The organism is Bradyrhizobium sp. LA6.1, from assembly GCF_040547805.1.
GTDB classification, from domain to species: Bacteria; Pseudomonadota; Alphaproteobacteria; order Rhizobiales; family Xanthobacteraceae; genus Bradyrhizobium; species Bradyrhizobium barranii.
The window spans coordinates 84,327-99,713 of sequence record NZ_JBEPQK010000015.1 but is presented as its reverse complement, the minus strand read 5'-3'; the positions used below and the strand labels follow the sequence as shown (position 1 = coordinate 99,713).

The 15,387-nt window shown below is 66.4% G+C and carries 13 protein-coding genes; 7 read left to right on the top strand and 6 right to left on the bottom strand.

What is annotated here, in order from left to right; all coding sequences use genetic code 11:
* Nucleotides 1-100: 100 nt before the first annotated feature.
* From ABIB99_RS30660 to ABIB99_RS30645, 4 genes are all read right to left on the bottom strand, one after another.
* On the bottom strand, nucleotides 101-1,078 hold the full coding sequence (locus tag ABIB99_RS30660; protein ID WP_354179147.1) for a small ribosomal subunit Rsm22 family protein: 978 nt from the start codon (nucleotides 1,076-1,078) through the stop codon (nucleotides 101-103).
* A gap of 154 nt (nucleotides 1,079-1,232) precedes the next feature.
* On the bottom strand, nucleotides 1,233-4,697 hold the full coding sequence (gene smc / locus ABIB99_RS30655; protein ID WP_354179145.1) for a chromosome segregation protein SMC: 3,465 nt from the start codon (nucleotides 4,695-4,697) through the stop codon (nucleotides 1,233-1,235).
* 218 nt (nucleotides 4,698-4,915) lie between these two features.
* Nucleotides 4,916-5,572 carry a DsbA family protein gene (locus ABIB99_RS30650; protein ID WP_028150717.1) on the bottom strand — a complete coding sequence of 219 codons (657 nt, stop codon included), beginning with the start codon at nucleotides 5,570-5,572 and terminating at the stop codon, nucleotides 4,916-4,918.
* Nucleotides 5,573-5,712: 140 nt separating this feature from the next.
* Nucleotides 5,713-6,204 (bottom strand): DUF721 domain-containing protein, encoded by a 492-nt coding sequence (locus ABIB99_RS30645; protein ID WP_354121008.1) that lies wholly within the window; start codon nucleotides 6,202-6,204, stop codon nucleotides 5,713-5,715.
* A gap of 128 nt (nucleotides 6,205-6,332) precedes the next feature.
* On the opposite strand from ABIB99_RS30645, the gene mutY reads away from it, so the two are divergent.
* A complete protein-coding gene (gene mutY / locus ABIB99_RS30640) occupies nucleotides 6,333-7,472 on the top strand; it encodes an A/G-specific adenine glycosylase (RefSeq protein WP_354179142.1) in 1,140 nt (379 codons plus the stop codon).
* Nucleotides 7,473-7,524: 52 nt separating this feature from the next.
* Nucleotides 7,525-7,947: a PaaI family thioesterase gene (locus tag ABIB99_RS30635; RefSeq protein ID WP_354179140.1), complete on the top strand. Its 423-nt coding sequence runs from the start codon at nucleotides 7,525-7,527 to the stop codon at nucleotides 7,945-7,947.
* Between the two features lie 196 nt (nucleotides 7,948-8,143).
* Here the strand turns inward: ABIB99_RS30635 and ABIB99_RS30630 are convergent, their stop codons facing one another.
* The gene (locus tag ABIB99_RS30630) at nucleotides 8,144-9,424 is read right to left on the bottom strand and encodes a flavin-dependent oxidoreductase (protein ID WP_354179138.1); all 1,281 of its coding nucleotides are present in this window, start codon (nucleotides 9,422-9,424) and stop codon (nucleotides 8,144-8,146) included.
* Nucleotides 9,425-9,564: 140 nt separating this feature from the next.
* Here ABIB99_RS30630 and ABIB99_RS30625 point away from each other — a divergent pair, with 140 nt between their 5' ends.
* Nucleotides 9,565-10,185, top strand: coding sequence for a glutathione S-transferase family protein (locus ABIB99_RS30625; RefSeq protein ID WP_354179136.1), 621 nt, complete (start codon nucleotides 9,565-9,567; stop codon nucleotides 10,183-10,185).
* Between the two features lie 201 nt (nucleotides 10,186-10,386).
* Here ABIB99_RS30625 and ABIB99_RS30620 read toward each other — a convergent pair whose 3' ends face one another.
* The gene (locus ABIB99_RS30620; protein WP_063985134.1) at nucleotides 10,387-11,310 is read right to left on the bottom strand and encodes a LysR family transcriptional regulator; all 924 of its coding nucleotides are present in this window, start codon (nucleotides 11,308-11,310) and stop codon (nucleotides 10,387-10,389) included.
* Nucleotides 11,311-11,401: 91 nt separating this feature from the next.
* Here ABIB99_RS30620 and ABIB99_RS30615 point away from each other — a divergent pair, with 91 nt between their 5' ends.
* The 4 genes from ABIB99_RS30615 to ABIB99_RS30600 all read left to right on the top strand — a co-directional run bounded on the left by ABIB99_RS30615 (nucleotide 11,402) and on the right by ABIB99_RS30600 (nucleotide 15,326).
* Nucleotides 11,402-11,845 carry a nuclear transport factor 2 family protein gene (locus tag ABIB99_RS30615; RefSeq protein WP_354179134.1) on the top strand — a complete coding sequence of 148 codons (444 nt, stop codon included), beginning with the start codon at nucleotides 11,402-11,404 and terminating at the stop codon, nucleotides 11,843-11,845.
* 53 nt (nucleotides 11,846-11,898) lie between these two features.
* Nucleotides 11,899-12,066, top strand: coding sequence for a YjiS-like domain-containing protein (locus ABIB99_RS30610; RefSeq protein ID WP_354179132.1), 168 nt, complete (start codon nucleotides 11,899-11,901; stop codon nucleotides 12,064-12,066).
* A gap of 132 nt (nucleotides 12,067-12,198) precedes the next feature.
* Nucleotides 12,199-12,783 carry a biliverdin-producing heme oxygenase gene (locus ABIB99_RS30605; protein ID WP_354179130.1) on the top strand — a complete coding sequence of 195 codons (585 nt, stop codon included), beginning with the start codon at nucleotides 12,199-12,201 and terminating at the stop codon, nucleotides 12,781-12,783.
* Nucleotides 12,780-15,326: an HWE histidine kinase domain-containing protein gene (locus ABIB99_RS30600; RefSeq protein WP_354179128.1), complete on the top strand. Its 2,547-nt coding sequence runs from the start codon at nucleotides 12,780-12,782 to the stop codon at nucleotides 15,324-15,326. Before ABIB99_RS30605 ends, ABIB99_RS30600 begins: the two co-directional genes overlap by 4 nt.
* The last annotated feature ends 61 nt before the right edge of the window (nucleotides 15,327-15,387 follow it).

Below are 15,387 nucleotides of genomic sequence, written 5' to 3'. Positions count from 1 at the left end.
CTAGACCAAATTGGCGCAGGACGAGAGCCCGGCGCAGAGGAAGGTAAGACTTGGTCGAATGGGGAACCATCGGAGTTCAAGGCAAAAGCGCCCGACGAAGTTAACTTTCGGCAATGACCGCGTCGCCCCAGCGCCAGCGCCGGGCGTTTGCATAGGCCGCCTTGTCGCGTCGCGGGACCTTGGTGATGGCGAGGCCGCCCTCCATGCAGAGCTTTGCGGTGATCTCGGCCTTGCCGACATCCGGCGGCGCCAGCACGCGCGCGGCACGTGTTGCGGGCGCTGTCCGGGTCAGGGCGATGTAGATGAAGCGCTCGTCCTCGAACGGCACCTCCGCGCCCTTGATCTGCCGGTGCGCTTGCGAGCGCGGCAGGCGCTGGCTGAAATGGCACCAGTCAGGTGCCGTGAGCGGGCAGGGCTTCTCGTGCGGGCAGGGCGCGGCGACGTAGGCACCTAGCGCGATCAGCTGCTGGCGCAGCGCGAGGATGCGCGCGTAGCCGGCCGGTGTGCCGGGCTCGATCACGACCAGCGCGTGGCGGGCCTTGGCCCACATCGTTTCCGCCAGCTTGCGCTGATCGGTCTCACTGAGCTCACCGATGACGTAGCTCGCGACGACGAGATCGGCTTGCGAGGCTTCCGCGAGGTTGGTGCCGGCGTCGCCCGGCAGATAGCGGCAATCGGCGAGCCGCGTGCTGTCATGCGCCAGTTCGAGCGCGAGACGGCTGAGGGTGGCGTTGGCGTCGAGCAGGGTAAAATCCTGCAGCGACGGAAAGGCCTCAGCAGCGGCCCAGCTCGCGGTGCCCGGGCCCGCGCCGACGTCGAGCAGGGTTTCCGGGGCGAGGTCCGGCGCCATCTCGGTCAGCGCATTCAGGCTGGCGGCCACGGCCGCATAGGTCGCCGGCATGCGCGCCAGCGCGTAGGCGAGCGCATCGGCCTCCGACTTGATGGTGCCGGAGCTGCCGCCTGCGCGATAGGCGGTCGAGATTTTTTGCGAGCGCTGTGCGGCGTCGGTGCGGGAGAAGCCCTGGAGCTTGCCGTCGAGGGCGGCTTTCAGTTCGGCGGGGAGGGTGGGAGAGATCATTTTCTCATCGTCATGCCCCGCGTAGGCGGCGCATCCAGTATTCCGAGACGGCGCCGTGAACCGAGAGGCCGCGGCGTACTGGATCATCCGCTCCAGTGCGCAATTTGCGCACAAGGCGGATGATGACGTCAATGGGTGTGGGGTGACCGCAGCGTCACGCCACGTTCTGGTCGAGAATGTCCACCGCCTCTGACAGGCTCACCGACACCAGCTGCGAGACGCCGCGCTCGGCCATGGTGACGCCGAACAGCCGGTTCATCCGCGCCATCGTGATCGGGTTGTGCGTGATGATGATGAAGCGGGTGTCGGTCGAGCCGGTCATCTCGTGCAGCAGGTTGCAGTAGCGCTCGACGTTGTGGTCGTCGAGCGGTGCGTCGACTTCGTCCAGCACGCAGATCGGCGAGGGGTTGGTGAGGAACACCGCGAAGATCAGCGCCATCGCGGTCAGCGCCTGCTCACCGCCCGAGAGCAGCGACAGCGTCTGCGGCTTCTTGCCCGGCGGTTTTGCGATGATCTCGAGACCGGCTTCGAGCGGATCGTCGCTCTCGATCAGGTGCAGCGCGGCCTCGCCGCCGCCGAACAGCTCGACGAACAGGCGCTTGAAGTGGTTGTTGACGACCTCGAACGAGGTCAGGAGCCGCTCGCGCGCTTCCTTGTTGAGGCTCTGGATGCCCTGGCGCAGCCGCTTGATGGCTTCGACGAGGTCATCGCGCTCGGTGACGAGGCCGGTGTGCTGGGTCTCGACCTCGCGCAGCTCTTCCTCGGCGCGCAGGTTGACGGCGCCGAGGCGCTCGCGGTCGCGGCGCATCTTTTCGAGGTCTTCCTCGATGCCGTGCAGCGGCGGCAGCTCGGCGCCGGGCTCGATCTCGGCGAGGCCGGCAACGGCCTGCGGCTCGACCTCCAGCATGTCGCGGATCTCGCGCTCGATGTCCTCGAGCCGGCGCCGTGCGCCTTCCATGCGCTCCTCGGCGCGGGCGGTTGCTTCGCGGGAGCTCGACAGCGCTTCGAGTGTCAGCTTGGCGACGCGGTCGGTTTCGGCCATCGCGGTCTCAGCCGAGGCGAGCGCGTCGGCGGCCATGCGGCGGTCGTTTTCCGCGTATTCGATCTCGGTGATCAGCGCGCTGCGCTTCTCGGCGAACACGGCGGGCGCGTTTTCGAGATCGCTGCGCTCGATCGAGACCTCGGTGATGCGGGTCTGGATGGTGTCGATGTGAGAGGCCGCGCTCTCCTTGCGGTTCTGCCACTCGGTGCGCTCGGCGAGGATCGCCTGCACGCGCCGGTCGGCGAGCTCCGCCTCGCGCGCCAGCGCCTGCGCCTCGGCGCGGACCTGGGCGGCCATGCGGCGATGGCCTTCGATGTCGCTGCGGACGGCGGCGAGACGGGTCTCCGTGTCCTCGCTCGACGGCAGCTCGGTGATGCCGGCCTCGGCATATTCGTACGCGGCCTCGGCCTCGGCGCGGTCGGCGGCGAGGCGGCTATGGGCTTCCGACAGCGTCGCCTTGCGCGCGGCGCGGCGGCTGATCTCGCGTTCGGCCGTGGCATGGCGCTCACGCGCGACGTTGAGCTCGCGCTGGGCGGCGCGCCAGGCCTCGCGGCTCGCACCTTCGCTGCTGGCGGCCATCTGCAGCTCGGACTCGGCGTTCTCCAGCGCCTGACGCTTGATCTGCGCGTCGATGCGGGCCTGCTCCAGCTCGTTCTCGATGTCGACGAGGCGGGCGCGCTCGGCGAGGCGCCGTGCCGCACCGGTCGGGGCGTGGGCCGCGGCGACAAAGCCGTCCCAGCGCCAGACGTCGCCTTCGGGCGAGACCAGCCGCTGGCCGGTCTTGAGCTGCGAGACCAGCTCGGCGCCGCGCTCGCGCGGCACCACGCCGATCTGCGCCAAGCGGCGCGCCAGCTCGGCGGGCGCCTGAACGTGGCTCGCGAGCGGCACGACGCCCTCGGGCAGCTCCGGATCGCCGTCGGTGACGCCGGCATTGGTCCAGCGCATCGGCGCGGACGGATCGACCGGCGCATCGAGGTCGTCGCCGAGCGCGGCACCGATCGCCTTCTCAAAGCCCTTGTCGACGGTGATGCCGTCGATGATCGGCGGCCACAGATTCTTGGTCTCGCCGTTGACGATCTTGGAGATCGTGCGCGCTTCGGTATCGAGACGCTGCACGCGCTTGTCGGCTTCGACCAGCGGCGAGCGTGAGGATTCCAGCGTCTGGCGCGCGGCAACATGCGCAGCTTCGCTCGCCTGGGCCGCAGCTTCCGAAGCAGCAAGGGTCTGCTCCGCGTTCTCGACCGTTGCGGTCAGCTCGTCGAGATCGCCGAAGCCGCCGGTCTCGTCGGCAAGCTTCTGCTCCTCGGCCGCGACGTTCGAAATCTCCTGGTCGAGGCGGGCGAGCTTGTCGCGATGGGTGCGGACATTGGCCTCGAGCTGGTTGCGCTTGGCGGTGAGGTCGGCAAGCGCCGTGGTGAGCTCGGCGAACTGGTGCTCGGTTTCGGTCAGCACCGCCTCGGCTTCGCCGACGCGCTCGTCGACGCCGGAGCGCTTCTCGACCCGCGACTTGATCTCTTCCTTCAGCTCGGCGTCTTCGGTGTCGAGCCGCTGGAGCGCGACGTCGGCGTCCATGGTCTGCTGCTGGGCGCGGGAGATGTCGCCCTCGAACTGGGCGAGGCGCCGCTCGAGCTCGGCGACACGCTCCTTGGCGCGCTCTTCCTCGCGGTCGAGCAGTTCGCGTGCGTTGGTCAGGCGCTGCAGCCCGGCCGCGGCGCGCGCTTCGGCATCGCGCAGCGCCGGCATTTCGGTAGCGCGGATCGCCTGGATGCGGGCGGCTTCGGCCTGGTGCTGGGTGCGTTCGGCCATCTCGCGAACCGCGAGATCATGGGTCTGGCCGGATTCGTTGACGTCGGCATGCGCGCCGATCCAGCGCAGGTGGAACAGCGTGGCTTCGGCCTTGCGAACCTTGGCCGCGACCTCGCGATAGCGCACGGCCTGGCGGGCCTGCTTCTTCAGGCCTTCCATCTGGCCGGCGAGCTGGCCGATCACGTCCTCGACGCGGGTGAGGTTGGTTTCGGCGGCCTTCAGCCGCAATTCGGCCTCGTGGCGGCGGGCGTGCAGGCCGGCGACGCCGGCAGCGTCTTCCAGCACGCGGCGGCGCTGCTCGGGCTTGGCCTGGATGATCTCGCCGATCTTGCCCTGGTGGACGAGGGCGGGCGAACGCGCACCGGTGGCGGCGTCGGCGAACAGGATCTGCACGTCGCGCGCACGCACGTCGCGGCCGTTGATACGATAGACCGAGCCGGCCTCGCGCTCGATGCGGCGGGAGATTTCGAGCAGCTGGCTGTCGTTCATCGCCGCCGGCGCGGTGCGATCGGTGTTGTCGATCGTCATCGTCACTTCGGCGTGGTTGCGCGCAGGACGGTTGCCGGAGCCGGCGAAGATCACCGCGTCCATGTCGGCCGCGCGCAGCGACTTGTACGAGGTTTCGCCCATCGCCCAGCGCAGCGCCTCGACGAGATTCGACTTGCCGCAGCCGTTGGGTCCGACCACGCCGGTCAGGCCGGGTTCGATGACGAAGTCGGTGGCCTCAACGAAGGACTTGAAGCCGTGAAGGCGCAGGCGGGTGATTTTCATAAGCACGCATCTCTGTTGGCAGGCGCGAATCCCCCTGCCGGGACAATACCATGGAAGGCAATGTCACTCTCTGGGTGAGTCGCGCGAGGCGCCTCATGCGGTCGGACAATGGCCGCGGTGCGCCGCGAGGGCAACCGGCGAAAACCGCTTTTCCCAAGGGATTTATGCCGGGAAAGATACGGCTTTCGAGATGCGAATCAGGCGTTGAGCGGGAAAAATCAGCTCTTCAGCAGCGGATTGATCTTCTTGGCGAATTCATCGAACGAGGCTTCGCCCTTGATCTTCTCGCCGTTGATGAAGAAGGTCGGCGTCGAATCCACCTTCAGAACGTCGCTGGCGTATTTCTGGTCGGCGGCGATCTTGTCGAGCAGCGCCTGGTCCTTCAGGCAGGCTTCGACCTGCTGCTGGGTGAGACCGGCCTGCTTGCCGATCCGCGTCAGCGTCTCCGTGGTGTTCTTCAGCACCCAGTCGTTCTGCTGGCGGAACAGCATGTCGGTGACCGCGAAATATTTCGACGCGTCGTCCTTGGCGATGCAGCGCGACAGCATCGAGCCGGCGGCGGCTTTGATGTCGAGCGGGAACTCGCGGAAGATGTAACGCACCTTGCCGGTGTCGATGTATTCCGACTTGATCTTGGGGAACACCTGCTCGTTGAACGCCGCACAATGCGGGCAGGTCATCGAGGCATATTCGGTGATGGTGACGGGGGCGTCCTTGGGGCCGAGTGCCATGTCGGGCAGCGACACGGGCTTGGCCACATCGGCGGCCGACTGCGCCATGGCCTCGGAGATGAACCGCAGCGGCGACAGCCCGGCGAGCGCGGCAAGACCGGTCAGCGACAGCATCGTGTTGAAGGCGCGGCGGGTGATGATCAAGGTCGGCTCCCGGATTGGTGTGGTCTCGCCCCAAGGTTCTTATCAAAGTTCCCGTTCAGGCGGCCTGTCGCTAGCTTGAAACGTAGTTCGAGGCAATGGCGAGCGACAGGGAGGGGTCCAGATTACCGGCGGAATGAGGCTCAATTTCGCTTGATGGCGGCCCCGAGCCGCGCCAGCGCTGTCTTCAATTCTTCATCTTCGATGTCCCCCAGGCTTTCCGCCTCCTTGGCCACCGATTTGGGATCCGGCGGACCGGGCCGGACCGGCGGCCGGGCGCGCGACAGGGGAGCCTGGCGGAAGGCGAGCTTGCCGACCGCGCTCCAGCCGAAGAAGCGATTGACCCGCTCCAGGATCACGTCGGCGGAGTGCTGGATCTCCAGCGCCATCGGCCCCTCGACCCGCAGCACCAGGGTCGCCGGCTCCTGCGGCTGGCCCTCGACCGGCCGCGGCCATTGCATCTTCAAAGGCTCGGCATGGGCCGCAATCTCCGGCCCGGCAATCTGCGCCCACCGGGTCACCAGCTCGCGCGCCGCAAATCCCTGCTTGGCATAGGCCTCGGCAAAGACGTCGTTGAGCAGCAGCGAAAGCGGCTTGGCGCTGATGGGACCGGGTCTGGGAGGGAATTTGGACATGGACCCTTATAGCACTTCGGAGCGCAGGCCTCACCATTGGGGAGCGCTCCGCGAAGAAAGACGTGGATGCCCGCAACGAGCGCGGGCATGACGTGGAGAGGCCGGCGCGTTGCCGCTACAGTGAGAGCATGAGCCCCAAATCGGCACTAATGGCCAAGTCGGAACCAATTCAGTCGGAGGCATCGGCTCGCCCAACGCTGTTGCTCGCCTGGTACGACCGCCATCGCCGCCGTCTGCCATGGCGCGCGATGCCCGGCGAGACCTCGGACCCTTATCGCGTCTGGCTGTCCGAGATCATGCTCCAGCAGACCACCGTGAAAGCCGTTGGCCCCTATTTCGAAAAGTTCGTCGCGCGCTGGCCGGATGTCACGGCGCTGGGGCGGGCGTCGCAGGATGACGTGCTGCGGATGTGGGCCGGGCTCGGCTATTACTCCCGCGCGCGCAATCTCCATGCCTGCGCGGTGGCCGTGACGCGCGAGCACGGCGGTGTGTTTCCGGACACGGAAGAGGGGCTGCGCGCGCTGCCGGGCATCGGACCCTATACGGCAGCCGCGATCGCTGCGATCGCGTTCGACCGCCGCACCATGCCGGTCGACGGTAACATCGAGCGCGTGGTGTCGCGCCTGTTCGCGGTCGAGGAGGAGCTGCCGCAGGCCAAGCCGCTGATCCAGCAACTGGCGGCGACGCTGCTCGCGGACGCTCGCGCCGGCGACGAGACGTCTCGCGCCGGCGACAGCGCGCAGGCGCTGATGGATCTGGGCGCCTCGATCTGCACGCCGAAGAAGCCGGCCTGCTCGCTCTGTCCGCTCAATGAGGATTGCATCGCGCGTGCGCTGGCGACGCAGGAAACGTTTCCGCGCAAGGCGCCGAAGAAGAGCGGAACGTTGCGGCGCGGTGCTGCCTTCGTCGTGACGCGCGGCGGCGAGCTGCTAGTCCGCTCGAGGCCCGAGAAAGGCCTCCTTGGTGGCATGACCGAGGTGCCGGGCTCGGACTGGCTGGCCGGCCAGGAAGACGCAACGGCGAAGCAGCAGGCGCCGGACCTGAAGGGGCTGTCGCGCTGGCAGCGCAAGGTGGGCGTCGTCACCCACGTCTTCACGCATTTTCCGCTGGAGCTGGTGGTCTATACTGCGAAGGCCGAAGCGCGCACGCCCGCGCCCGAGGGCATGCGCTGGGTGCCGATCGCGACCCTCGCCGGTGAAGCGCTGCCCAACGTCATGCGCAAGGTGATCGCGCACGCGCTCGATCTTTCAACGGCCGCACCTTCCTGACAGCACGCTGGCAGCAGCGCTACGCTATCAGCGCCCGATACGGAGGCTGCCAATGGTCAAGACCGCACTCGACAACTTCAAGAGGCCGCCCTGCGCCGAGCTGCTCGGATGGCGCCTGCTCGATGCCCGTCCGGAGGAGGGCTGGATCAGGCTCGCCTTCGAAGGCAAGCCCGAGTTCTGCAATCCGGCGGGCTTCATCCAGGGCGGCATGCTCTCTGCCATGCTCGACGACACGATGGGGCCGGCCGTGCTGGTGATGAGCGAGGGTCGGCTCTACACCACCACGATCAGCATGACCGTGAATTTCCTCAGCCCCGCAAGGCCCGGCCCGATCATCGGTGAGGCCAAGGTGACGCAACTCGGCAAGACGATTGCGTTCGTCGAGGCGAAGCTGATGGCGGAAGACGGCACGGTGCTGGCGACGGCAACGGCGAGTGAACGGTTGTTGGAGGCGGCGAGGGTGGTGGGGAAATAGCTCTTTCTTCCTTCTCCCCTTACGGGAGAAGGTGGCGCGAAGCGCCGGATGAGGGGTTTCTCTTCGTGAATTCAAATGCGAGTTGGACTCGCGGATACAAACCTCTCACCCAAGCGAGTGTGTGTTTACCAGCGGAGCTGCCCTCTCCCGCAAGGGGAGAGGGCGCATCAACGCGCATCTCACTTCTTGCGCGAGCTCACGCTCCCATCCGCTTTGCACCAGCACTCACGATCGGCGGCTTCGCATTCAGCGCCTCGACCTGGAAGCCGGCGACGCGCTTGTAATTCGCGGCGATGTCTTCCAGCTCCTGCTGCGACAGCACGTCGGTGACGACGTCGTAGCCATCCGGCGCGCGCTCCTCGACGAGCTGCATCACCTGCTCGGGGCCGTTCTTGCGGTTGAGCAGGACGAGGTCGGTGGTCGCGGGCCTGCGCTCGGCCTCATAGGCGAGCAGCGCGGCTTGCGTCGGGCCATGCGCCAGGATCTCGCGCGTGATGGTGCGAGCATCGAGGATCGCCTGCGAGGCGCCGTTCGAGCCGATCGGGTACATCGGATGCGCCGCGTCGCCCATCAGCGTGACGCGGCCAAAGGTCCATTGCGACACCGGATCGCGGTCGACCAGCGGGTATTCGTAGGCGTGCGGGCAGTTCTTGATCAGGCCGGGCACGTCCAGCCAGTCGAACTGCCAGCTCTCGAACCAGGGCAGAAACTCCTCCAGCCGCGCGGTGCGGTTATAATCCTCGCGCCGCCACTGATAGGTTGGCGGCATGTGGCGCTCGGCAACCCAGTTGATCAGATGGTTGCCCGCTGCGTCCGGCGCCTTCGAAATCGGATAGCAGACGAATTTCAGGATCTCGTGCCCGGCCATGATCATGGTGCGGCCGGTGAGGAAGGCCTTTGACGGCGTGACGCCGCGCCAGAGGATGCGGCCGTTCCAGATCGGCGGTCCCTCCTGCGGATAGAGCTTTTCTCGCACGGCGGAATGGATGCCGTCGGCGGCGATCAGGATCGCGCCGTCGTAGCTGCCGGCGGCCTTGCCGGTCGCCCTGTCGATGAAGTCGGCGCGCACGCCATTGTCCGTCTCGGTCCAGCCGGTCAGATGGTGGCTGGTCAGGATGTTCTCGCGGCCGAGCCGCTCGATCGCGGTGTCGAGCAGGAGCTGCTGGAGGGTGCCGCGATGGATCGAGAACTGCGGCCATTTGTAGCCGGCTTCCAGCCCGCGCGGCTCGCTCCAGATCGGCTTGCCGTGCTTGGAGAAATAGGCGAGCTCGCGGGTCCGCACGCCGCTTTCGTCCAGCCGGTCCATCAGCCCGAGCTCGATCAGCTCGCGCACCGCATGCGGCAGCACGTTGATGCCGACGCCGAGCGGCTTCAGTTCCGCGACGCTCTCGAACACTTTTACGGGAACGCCGATTCCGTGCAGGCTGAGCGCAAGCGTCAGCCCGCCGATGCCGCCACCGGCGATGAGTACGGTCATGACAAAACCCCTCCGATTGTGGGGGTCTTGGCACAGGCGGGCGGCGGTGGGCAACTGCGAAGAGCAAAGCACGGAGAACAGCGTGCTATGGACCTGGCGGCCCGCAGCCGTTAGTTTCCAATTTTCCCATGAGGTCCGACATGCTCAAGCTCTACTACGCCACCGGCACCTGCGCGCTCGCCACCTACATGACCCTGGAGGAGGCCGGCGCCGACTACACGGCTGAACGGCTGAGCTTCAAGGATAACCAGCAGAACAGCCCGGACTATCTCGCGATCAATCCGAAGGGCCGCGTGCCGGCGCTGGTGACCGATCGCGGCGTGCTGACCGAGACGCCTGCGATGCTGGCCTACATCGCGCAGACCTTCCCCAAGGCGAAGCTCGCCCCGCTCGACGATCCCTTCGACTTCGCCCAGGTGCAGTCGTTCAATTCCTACCTCTGCTCGACCGCGCACATCAACCATGCCCACAAGATGCGCGGCGCGCGCTGGGCGACGCAGGAGAGCTCGTTCGCCGACATGAAGGCGATGGTGCCGAAGAGCATGGGCGCCTGCTTCTCCTTGATCGAGCAGAAGATGTTCAAAGGTCCCTGGGTGATGGGCGACCAGTTCACGATCTGCGATCCCTACCTCCACACGCTCTCGCACTGGCTCGAAGGCGACAGCGTTGACATCAACGCGACGCCGAAGATCGCCGACCACTTCAAGCGCATGTCAGACCGCGCCACCGTGCGCAAGGTGATGGACGCGCAGAAGGCGTAAGGAACGGCGGCTACATATTCCCCTGTCGTCCCGGGCAAGCGTCAGCGCAGACCCGGGACCCATAACCACAGGGAGAAGTTGTGACACGAACTGACAACCACGAGTCTTCGCCAAACCGCGCCCTGTGGTTATGGATCCCGGATCGGCGCTCCGCTTCGCTGCGCTTGTCCGGGACGACACCATTTGTTTTGAAGCTGCGTCCTACCCAGCACGCCGTTCCTTCTTCTCCAATTCCCGTCCCGTCGCCAGCATCAGCCGCCTGAGCCAGATCGAGCCCGGATCCATCTGCGCGCGGGTCGGATGGAACATGAACTGCTCGTCGATCCCGGGATCGAGCGGCGGCGTCACCGTGACGAGGCCGAACTGCTTCGACAGCGCCGCGATCAGCCGGCGCGGCACGAAGGCGACGAGGTCGGTGCGGGCGGCGACGTGCAGCGCTTCGAGATAGCCTGATACCACCAGCGAAATGTGCCGCTCGATGCCCTTGGTCCGCAGCCAGGTGTCGATGAGATCCTCCGGTTGGCCGCGGATGATCACGCCGACATGGCGTGCCGCCAGGAACGTCTCGCGCCGCTTCAGCTTCGCAGCCATGGGATGGCCGCGCCGCACCGCCAGCGCGTCGCTGTCGGTGTAGAGCAACTGGCGGTGAAAGCCCTTGAAGGCGTTGCCGATCGAGATCACGAGGTCGATGGTGCGGGCGAACTCGGCGTGAAAGATCGCAGGGCCCCGCCACGGTACGACGTCGATGCGGACGTTGGGCGCGGCCCGCGTCACCTTCTCCATCAAGGGCGGCATCAGCAGCTCGACCGCGAGATCCGGCATCATCAGGCGGAATTGTCGCTCGCTGCGCGCGGCATCGAAGTCGTCGGGTATGAACAGCCCGCGCACCTGGTCGAGCGCCTGGGCCAGCGGTGCGCGGAGCGCTTGCGCCCGCGGCGTCAGCTCCATGCGCGCGCCGGTGCGCACCAGCAGCGGATCGCCGAAGATGTCGCGCAGGCGTTGCAACGCATGGCTCGCGGCCGGCTGCGACAGCCCGATCCGAAGCGCGGCCCGGCTGACATTGGCCTCGCGCAGCAGCGCGTCGAGCGCGGTCAGGAGATTGAGGTCAAGCGAATTCAAATTCATGAGGCGAATAGATATCATATCCACTATCGATTTGAGGAATTCTTATCCGGCAGGGATGATCTCCGTGTTGCCACCAAACGGAGATGCCGCCATGAGCGCGAGCGCCAACAAGAAACTGATGCAGGATATCTTTGCCGCCGCCGCCAGCCCCGATCCGGCCGCGCGCGACCGGGCCCTGTTCACCGCAAGCCTCGCCGACGATGCCAGATGGGTCGTGACCGGCCAGTATTCCTGGTCGCGCACCTTCACCGGCAAGGAGGCGATCCTCAACGATCTGCACGGTTATGTGCGCACCCGCTTGCGCGATCGGACCCGCACCGTAGCTCACCGTTTCATCGCCGACGGCGACGTCGTCGTGGTGGAAGCCAAGGGCGACAACGTCACGCCCGAGGGCGTTCGTTATGACAACGACTACTGCCTGGTGTTTCGCCTCGAGGACGGGAAGATCAAGGAGATCCGGGAGTATTGCGACTCGACCCTGACCGAGAGGGCGCTTGGTCCGTTTCCGCAGACGCCCGTGAGGGCCGCGAGCTGACCGGATCGAGGACCATCTCGTCCGCCGACCGGTGCCGTCGGCCCCGTTCGGCGATGGTCGTGTCGATCTGGCGCAGGCTGGCAGCGATTGTCCGTGTCAGGCGCAAACGGTCCCGGGCCCGGTACCAGCTCGCCGCCATGAGCGACCGGGAGCTTCAGGATTGCGGCATGACCCGGGCGGAGATCGCGTACGAACTGAGGAGACCGGTGCGACGGAGTTAGACAAACGGACGAGATCCAGGTGCCGCCTGCCTCCCATTTTATCGTAGCCGGCGGAACCTTCGGGTTCCGCCGGACGTTTGCTCGGTTCGGAGGCAATCGCGCCCCCGGCATCGCACGCGTTTGGGACATTTCATGCTGGCTGGGGTTTCGGACGTTTCAACACAGGTGGGCCGCAGCTTTTCCGGACTCCGCGAACGATTGAGAGATGCGACTGCGAATGCGCACCGGGAGCTCGATGCGCAGCTTTCGTCGTTCGACCTCACAGTCCTGTCCGGTTACCGCCGCTTCCTGCAAGCCAGCGCCGGCGCACTTCTTCCGCTCGAAGCTGCGCTTGTGCAGGCCGGCGTCGCCAAGATGTTTCCGGATTGGCGGGAGCGGGCGCGTAGCGCCGCGATCGCGGCCGATCTCGCGCAGCTCGGCAGCGCCGCACAATCCACCGTGTCCGTGCCGCCGCTGACGCGCAGTGGCATGCTCGGCACGTTGTACGTTCTGGAGGGCTCCCGGCTCGGCGCAAAGTTTCTGCTGAAGGCGGTCGCCGATGCGGGCGATCCGCGCATCGGCGAGGCCACCGCCTATCTCAGCCACGGCGCGGGCAAACGGCTCTGGCAGAGCTTTCTGGCGAAGCTTCAAAACGAAGAGGCTTGCGACGAGGACGAGGTGATCGAGTCGGCACGTGTCGCTTTCGCGGCCTTCGAGCAGGCGGCGGACCGCGCATGAACGAGGCGGTCAATCTCACCAATTGCGATCGCGAGCCGATCCACATCCCCGGCAGCGTCCAGCCGTTCGGCTTCCTGCTCACGGTGCTGTCGGATTTCACGATCTGCATGGCCTCCGACAATGTCGACAGCTTTCTCGGGACTGACGTCGCCGACCTGCTCCAGCAGCCGTTGTCGCGCGTCATCTCGGAAGCCGCCGTCGAGACCATTCGCAGCCGCGTCGATCATCTCAGCGGCCCCGATACGACCGAGCGCATGTTCGGTGTCGAGCTCCAGCCCGGCAAACCGCCTTGCGATCTCTCCATCCACTTCTCCGGCGCCTATCTGGTCATCGAGGCGGAGCCCAGCGTCAACGAGCCCGGCGTCAATTCCGGCGAGCTCGTCCGCCTGATGCTGGAGCGGATCCGCAAGACCCGCGGCATGACCGAGCTCGCCCGCGAGGCGGCGCGGCAGCTCAAGGTCCTGACCGGATTCGACCGCGTCATGGTCTATCAGTTTCATCCGGACGGATCGGGGGAGGTGATCGCTGAAGCTGCGGAGGCCGGCCTCGAACGGTTCCTCGGCCTGCACTATCCGGCCTCCGACATCCCCAAGCAGGCCCGCATCCTTTATCAGCGCAACTGGCTGCGCATCATCGCCGATATCAATTCGAAACCAGCCGCGTTGTTTTCGACGGCCACGCACAATGCGGGGCTGCTCGATCTCTCCATGAGCGTGCTGCGCTCGGTCTCGCCGATCCACATCGAATATCTGCGCAACATGGGCGTCGGGGCCTCGATGTCGGTGTCGATCCTGCGTGACGGCAAGCTGTGGGGCCTGTTCGCCTGCCATCATTATTCGCCGCGCTACATCTCGTTCGAGAAGCGCACCGCGTCCGAGCTGTTCGGGCAGATGTTCTCCTGGATCGTGGAGGGGCGCGAGCGTGAGGGCAACGTCGCCTATGAGATGCGCGCTCACCAGGTGCAGGAGCGGTTGATTGAGACCGCGGCCTCGCACGAGCACAGCCGGCGCGCGATTGTTGACTTTCTCGGCGACTATCGCGGGATGATCGATTGCGACGGCGTGGCGGTGTGGTCCGACAACAAGATCACGCTTCAGGGCCAGACGCCGACCGAGGACGAGGTGAAGGAGCTGGTCGCCTTCATCAACCGGACCTCGCCGGGACGGATTTTCGCGAGTGCCGAGATTGCCAAGGTCTATGCTGCCGGCCAGTCCTTTCGCGACCGCGCGGCGGGATTTCTCGCCATTCCGATCTCGCGGACTCCGCGCGATTGCCTGATCTTCTTCCGGCGCGAGGTCGTGCGCTCGGTGAACTGGGCCGGCGCGCCCGACAAGGTCTATGACGAGGGACCGAACGGACCGCGGCTGACGCCGCGCAAGAGCTTTGAGCTCTGGCAGGAAACGGTGGCGGGCCAGTCGAAACCGTGGTCCACGGCCGACATCCGCATCGCCGAGAGCCTGCGCGTCACGCTGCTCGAAGTGATCCTGCAACTGTCCGACCTTGCGGCCCGCGAGCGTCGCGGCGCGCAGGAGCGGCAGGAGCTGATGATCGCCGAGCTCAATCACCGCGTCCGCAACATTTTGAGCCTCGTCCGCGCGCTGGTGGCGCAGAGCAAGGACACCGCCACTTCGGTCGAGGAGTTCGCCGGCGTGCTCGGTGGCCGCATCCAGGCCTTGGCCCGCGCCCACGACCAGATCACCAATTTGAACTGGGCGCCGGTCGCGCTGCGCTCGCTGGTCGAGTCCGAGGCTGGCGCCTATCTCGGCGCGCGCGCCGGCCGCGTGAAGATGGGCGGGCCCGACGTCGCGCTCGATCCCAAGGCGTTCGCGACGCTGGCGCTGGTCGTGCACGAGATGATGACCAATTCCGCCAAATACGGCGCGCTCGCGGATTCCACCGGCCAGGTCGAGGTGGTCTGGCGGCTCGATCCGAATTCGAGCCTCGAGATCGAGTGGAAGGAGAGCGGCGGGCCGCCGGTGCAGCCGCCGTCGCGCCGCGGCTTCGGCACCACCATCATCGAGCGCTCGGTGCCGTTCGACCTCAAGGGCGAAGCCGAAATCCGCTTCGACCTGCTGGGCGTCCAGGCCAAATTCGTCATCCCGCCCAATTTCGTCGAACTGGTCCCATCAATCGCAGGAGCCGCCATGCGCGTCGAGGAGCAGCAACCCGCCCGTCCACGAATTTCCGAGACAGCACTGATCGTCGAGGACAATCTGATCATCGCCATGGCGGCGGAAGTCATCCTGCTCGATCTCGGTGCCCGCCATGTCGATACTGCGGCGAGCGTCGACCAGGCGTTGCGCGCGATCGAGCGCACGCGTCCGGGTTTTGCGCTGCTCGATCTCAACCTCGGCAACGAGAGCAGCATCAAGGTGGCCGAGAAGCTGAAGGAGATCGGCGTGCCCTTCATGTTCGCGACCGGCTATGGCGAGCGCGCGCCGATCCCGGAAGAGCTGGCGTCCGCGCCGGTGGTCCAGAAGCCCTACACGCTGGAAGTCGTCGAGAACGCGCTCGGCAAATTGCAGGGGACGGTCGCTCAATAGACATCCATCCCGGCGACGCGTGCAGCGCTCTGCAAGCGGCTGCGGGCTTTGCACCGAAACC

Bases quoted from the DNA above. Each gene is read 5' to 3' on its own strand.
- ABIB99_RS30625 (WP_354179136.1), top strand. From the start codon at position 9,565: ATGCTCAAGCTCTACTACGCCACCGGCACCTGCGCGCTCGCCACCTAC.
- ABIB99_RS30645 (WP_354121008.1), bottom strand. From the start codon at position 6,204: ATGTCCAAATTCCCTCCCAGACCCGGTCCCATCAGCGCCAAGCCGCTT.
- ABIB99_RS30660 (WP_354179147.1), bottom strand. From the start codon at position 1,078: ATGATCTCTCCCACCCTCCCCGCCGAACTGAAAGCCGCCCTCGACGGC.
- ABIB99_RS30600 (WP_354179128.1), top strand. From the start codon at position 12,780: ATGAACGAGGCGGTCAATCTCACCAATTGCGATCGCGAGCCGATCCAC.
- ABIB99_RS30620 (WP_063985134.1), bottom strand. From the start codon at position 11,310: ATGAATTTGAATTCGCTTGACCTCAATCTCCTGACCGCGCTCGACGCG.
- ABIB99_RS30605 (WP_354179130.1), top strand. From the start codon at position 12,199: ATGCTGGCTGGGGTTTCGGACGTTTCAACACAGGTGGGCCGCAGCTTT.
- ABIB99_RS30610 (WP_354179132.1), top strand. From the start codon at position 11,899: ATGGTCGTGTCGATCTGGCGCAGGCTGGCAGCGATTGTCCGTGTCAGG.
- ABIB99_RS30615 (WP_354179134.1), top strand. From the start codon at position 11,402: ATGAGCGCGAGCGCCAACAAGAAACTGATGCAGGATATCTTTGCCGCC.
- mutY (WP_354179142.1), top strand. From the start codon at position 6,333: ATGAGCCCCAAATCGGCACTAATGGCCAAGTCGGAACCAATTCAGTCG.
- ABIB99_RS30630 (WP_354179138.1), bottom strand. From the start codon at position 9,424: ATGACCGTACTCATCGCCGGTGGCGGCATCGGCGGGCTGACGCTTGCG.
- ABIB99_RS30635 (WP_354179140.1), top strand. From the start codon at position 7,525: ATGGTCAAGACCGCACTCGACAACTTCAAGAGGCCGCCCTGCGCCGAG.
- smc (WP_354179145.1), bottom strand. From the start codon at position 4,697: ATGAAAATCACCCGCCTGCGCCTTCACGGCTTCAAGTCCTTCGTTGAG.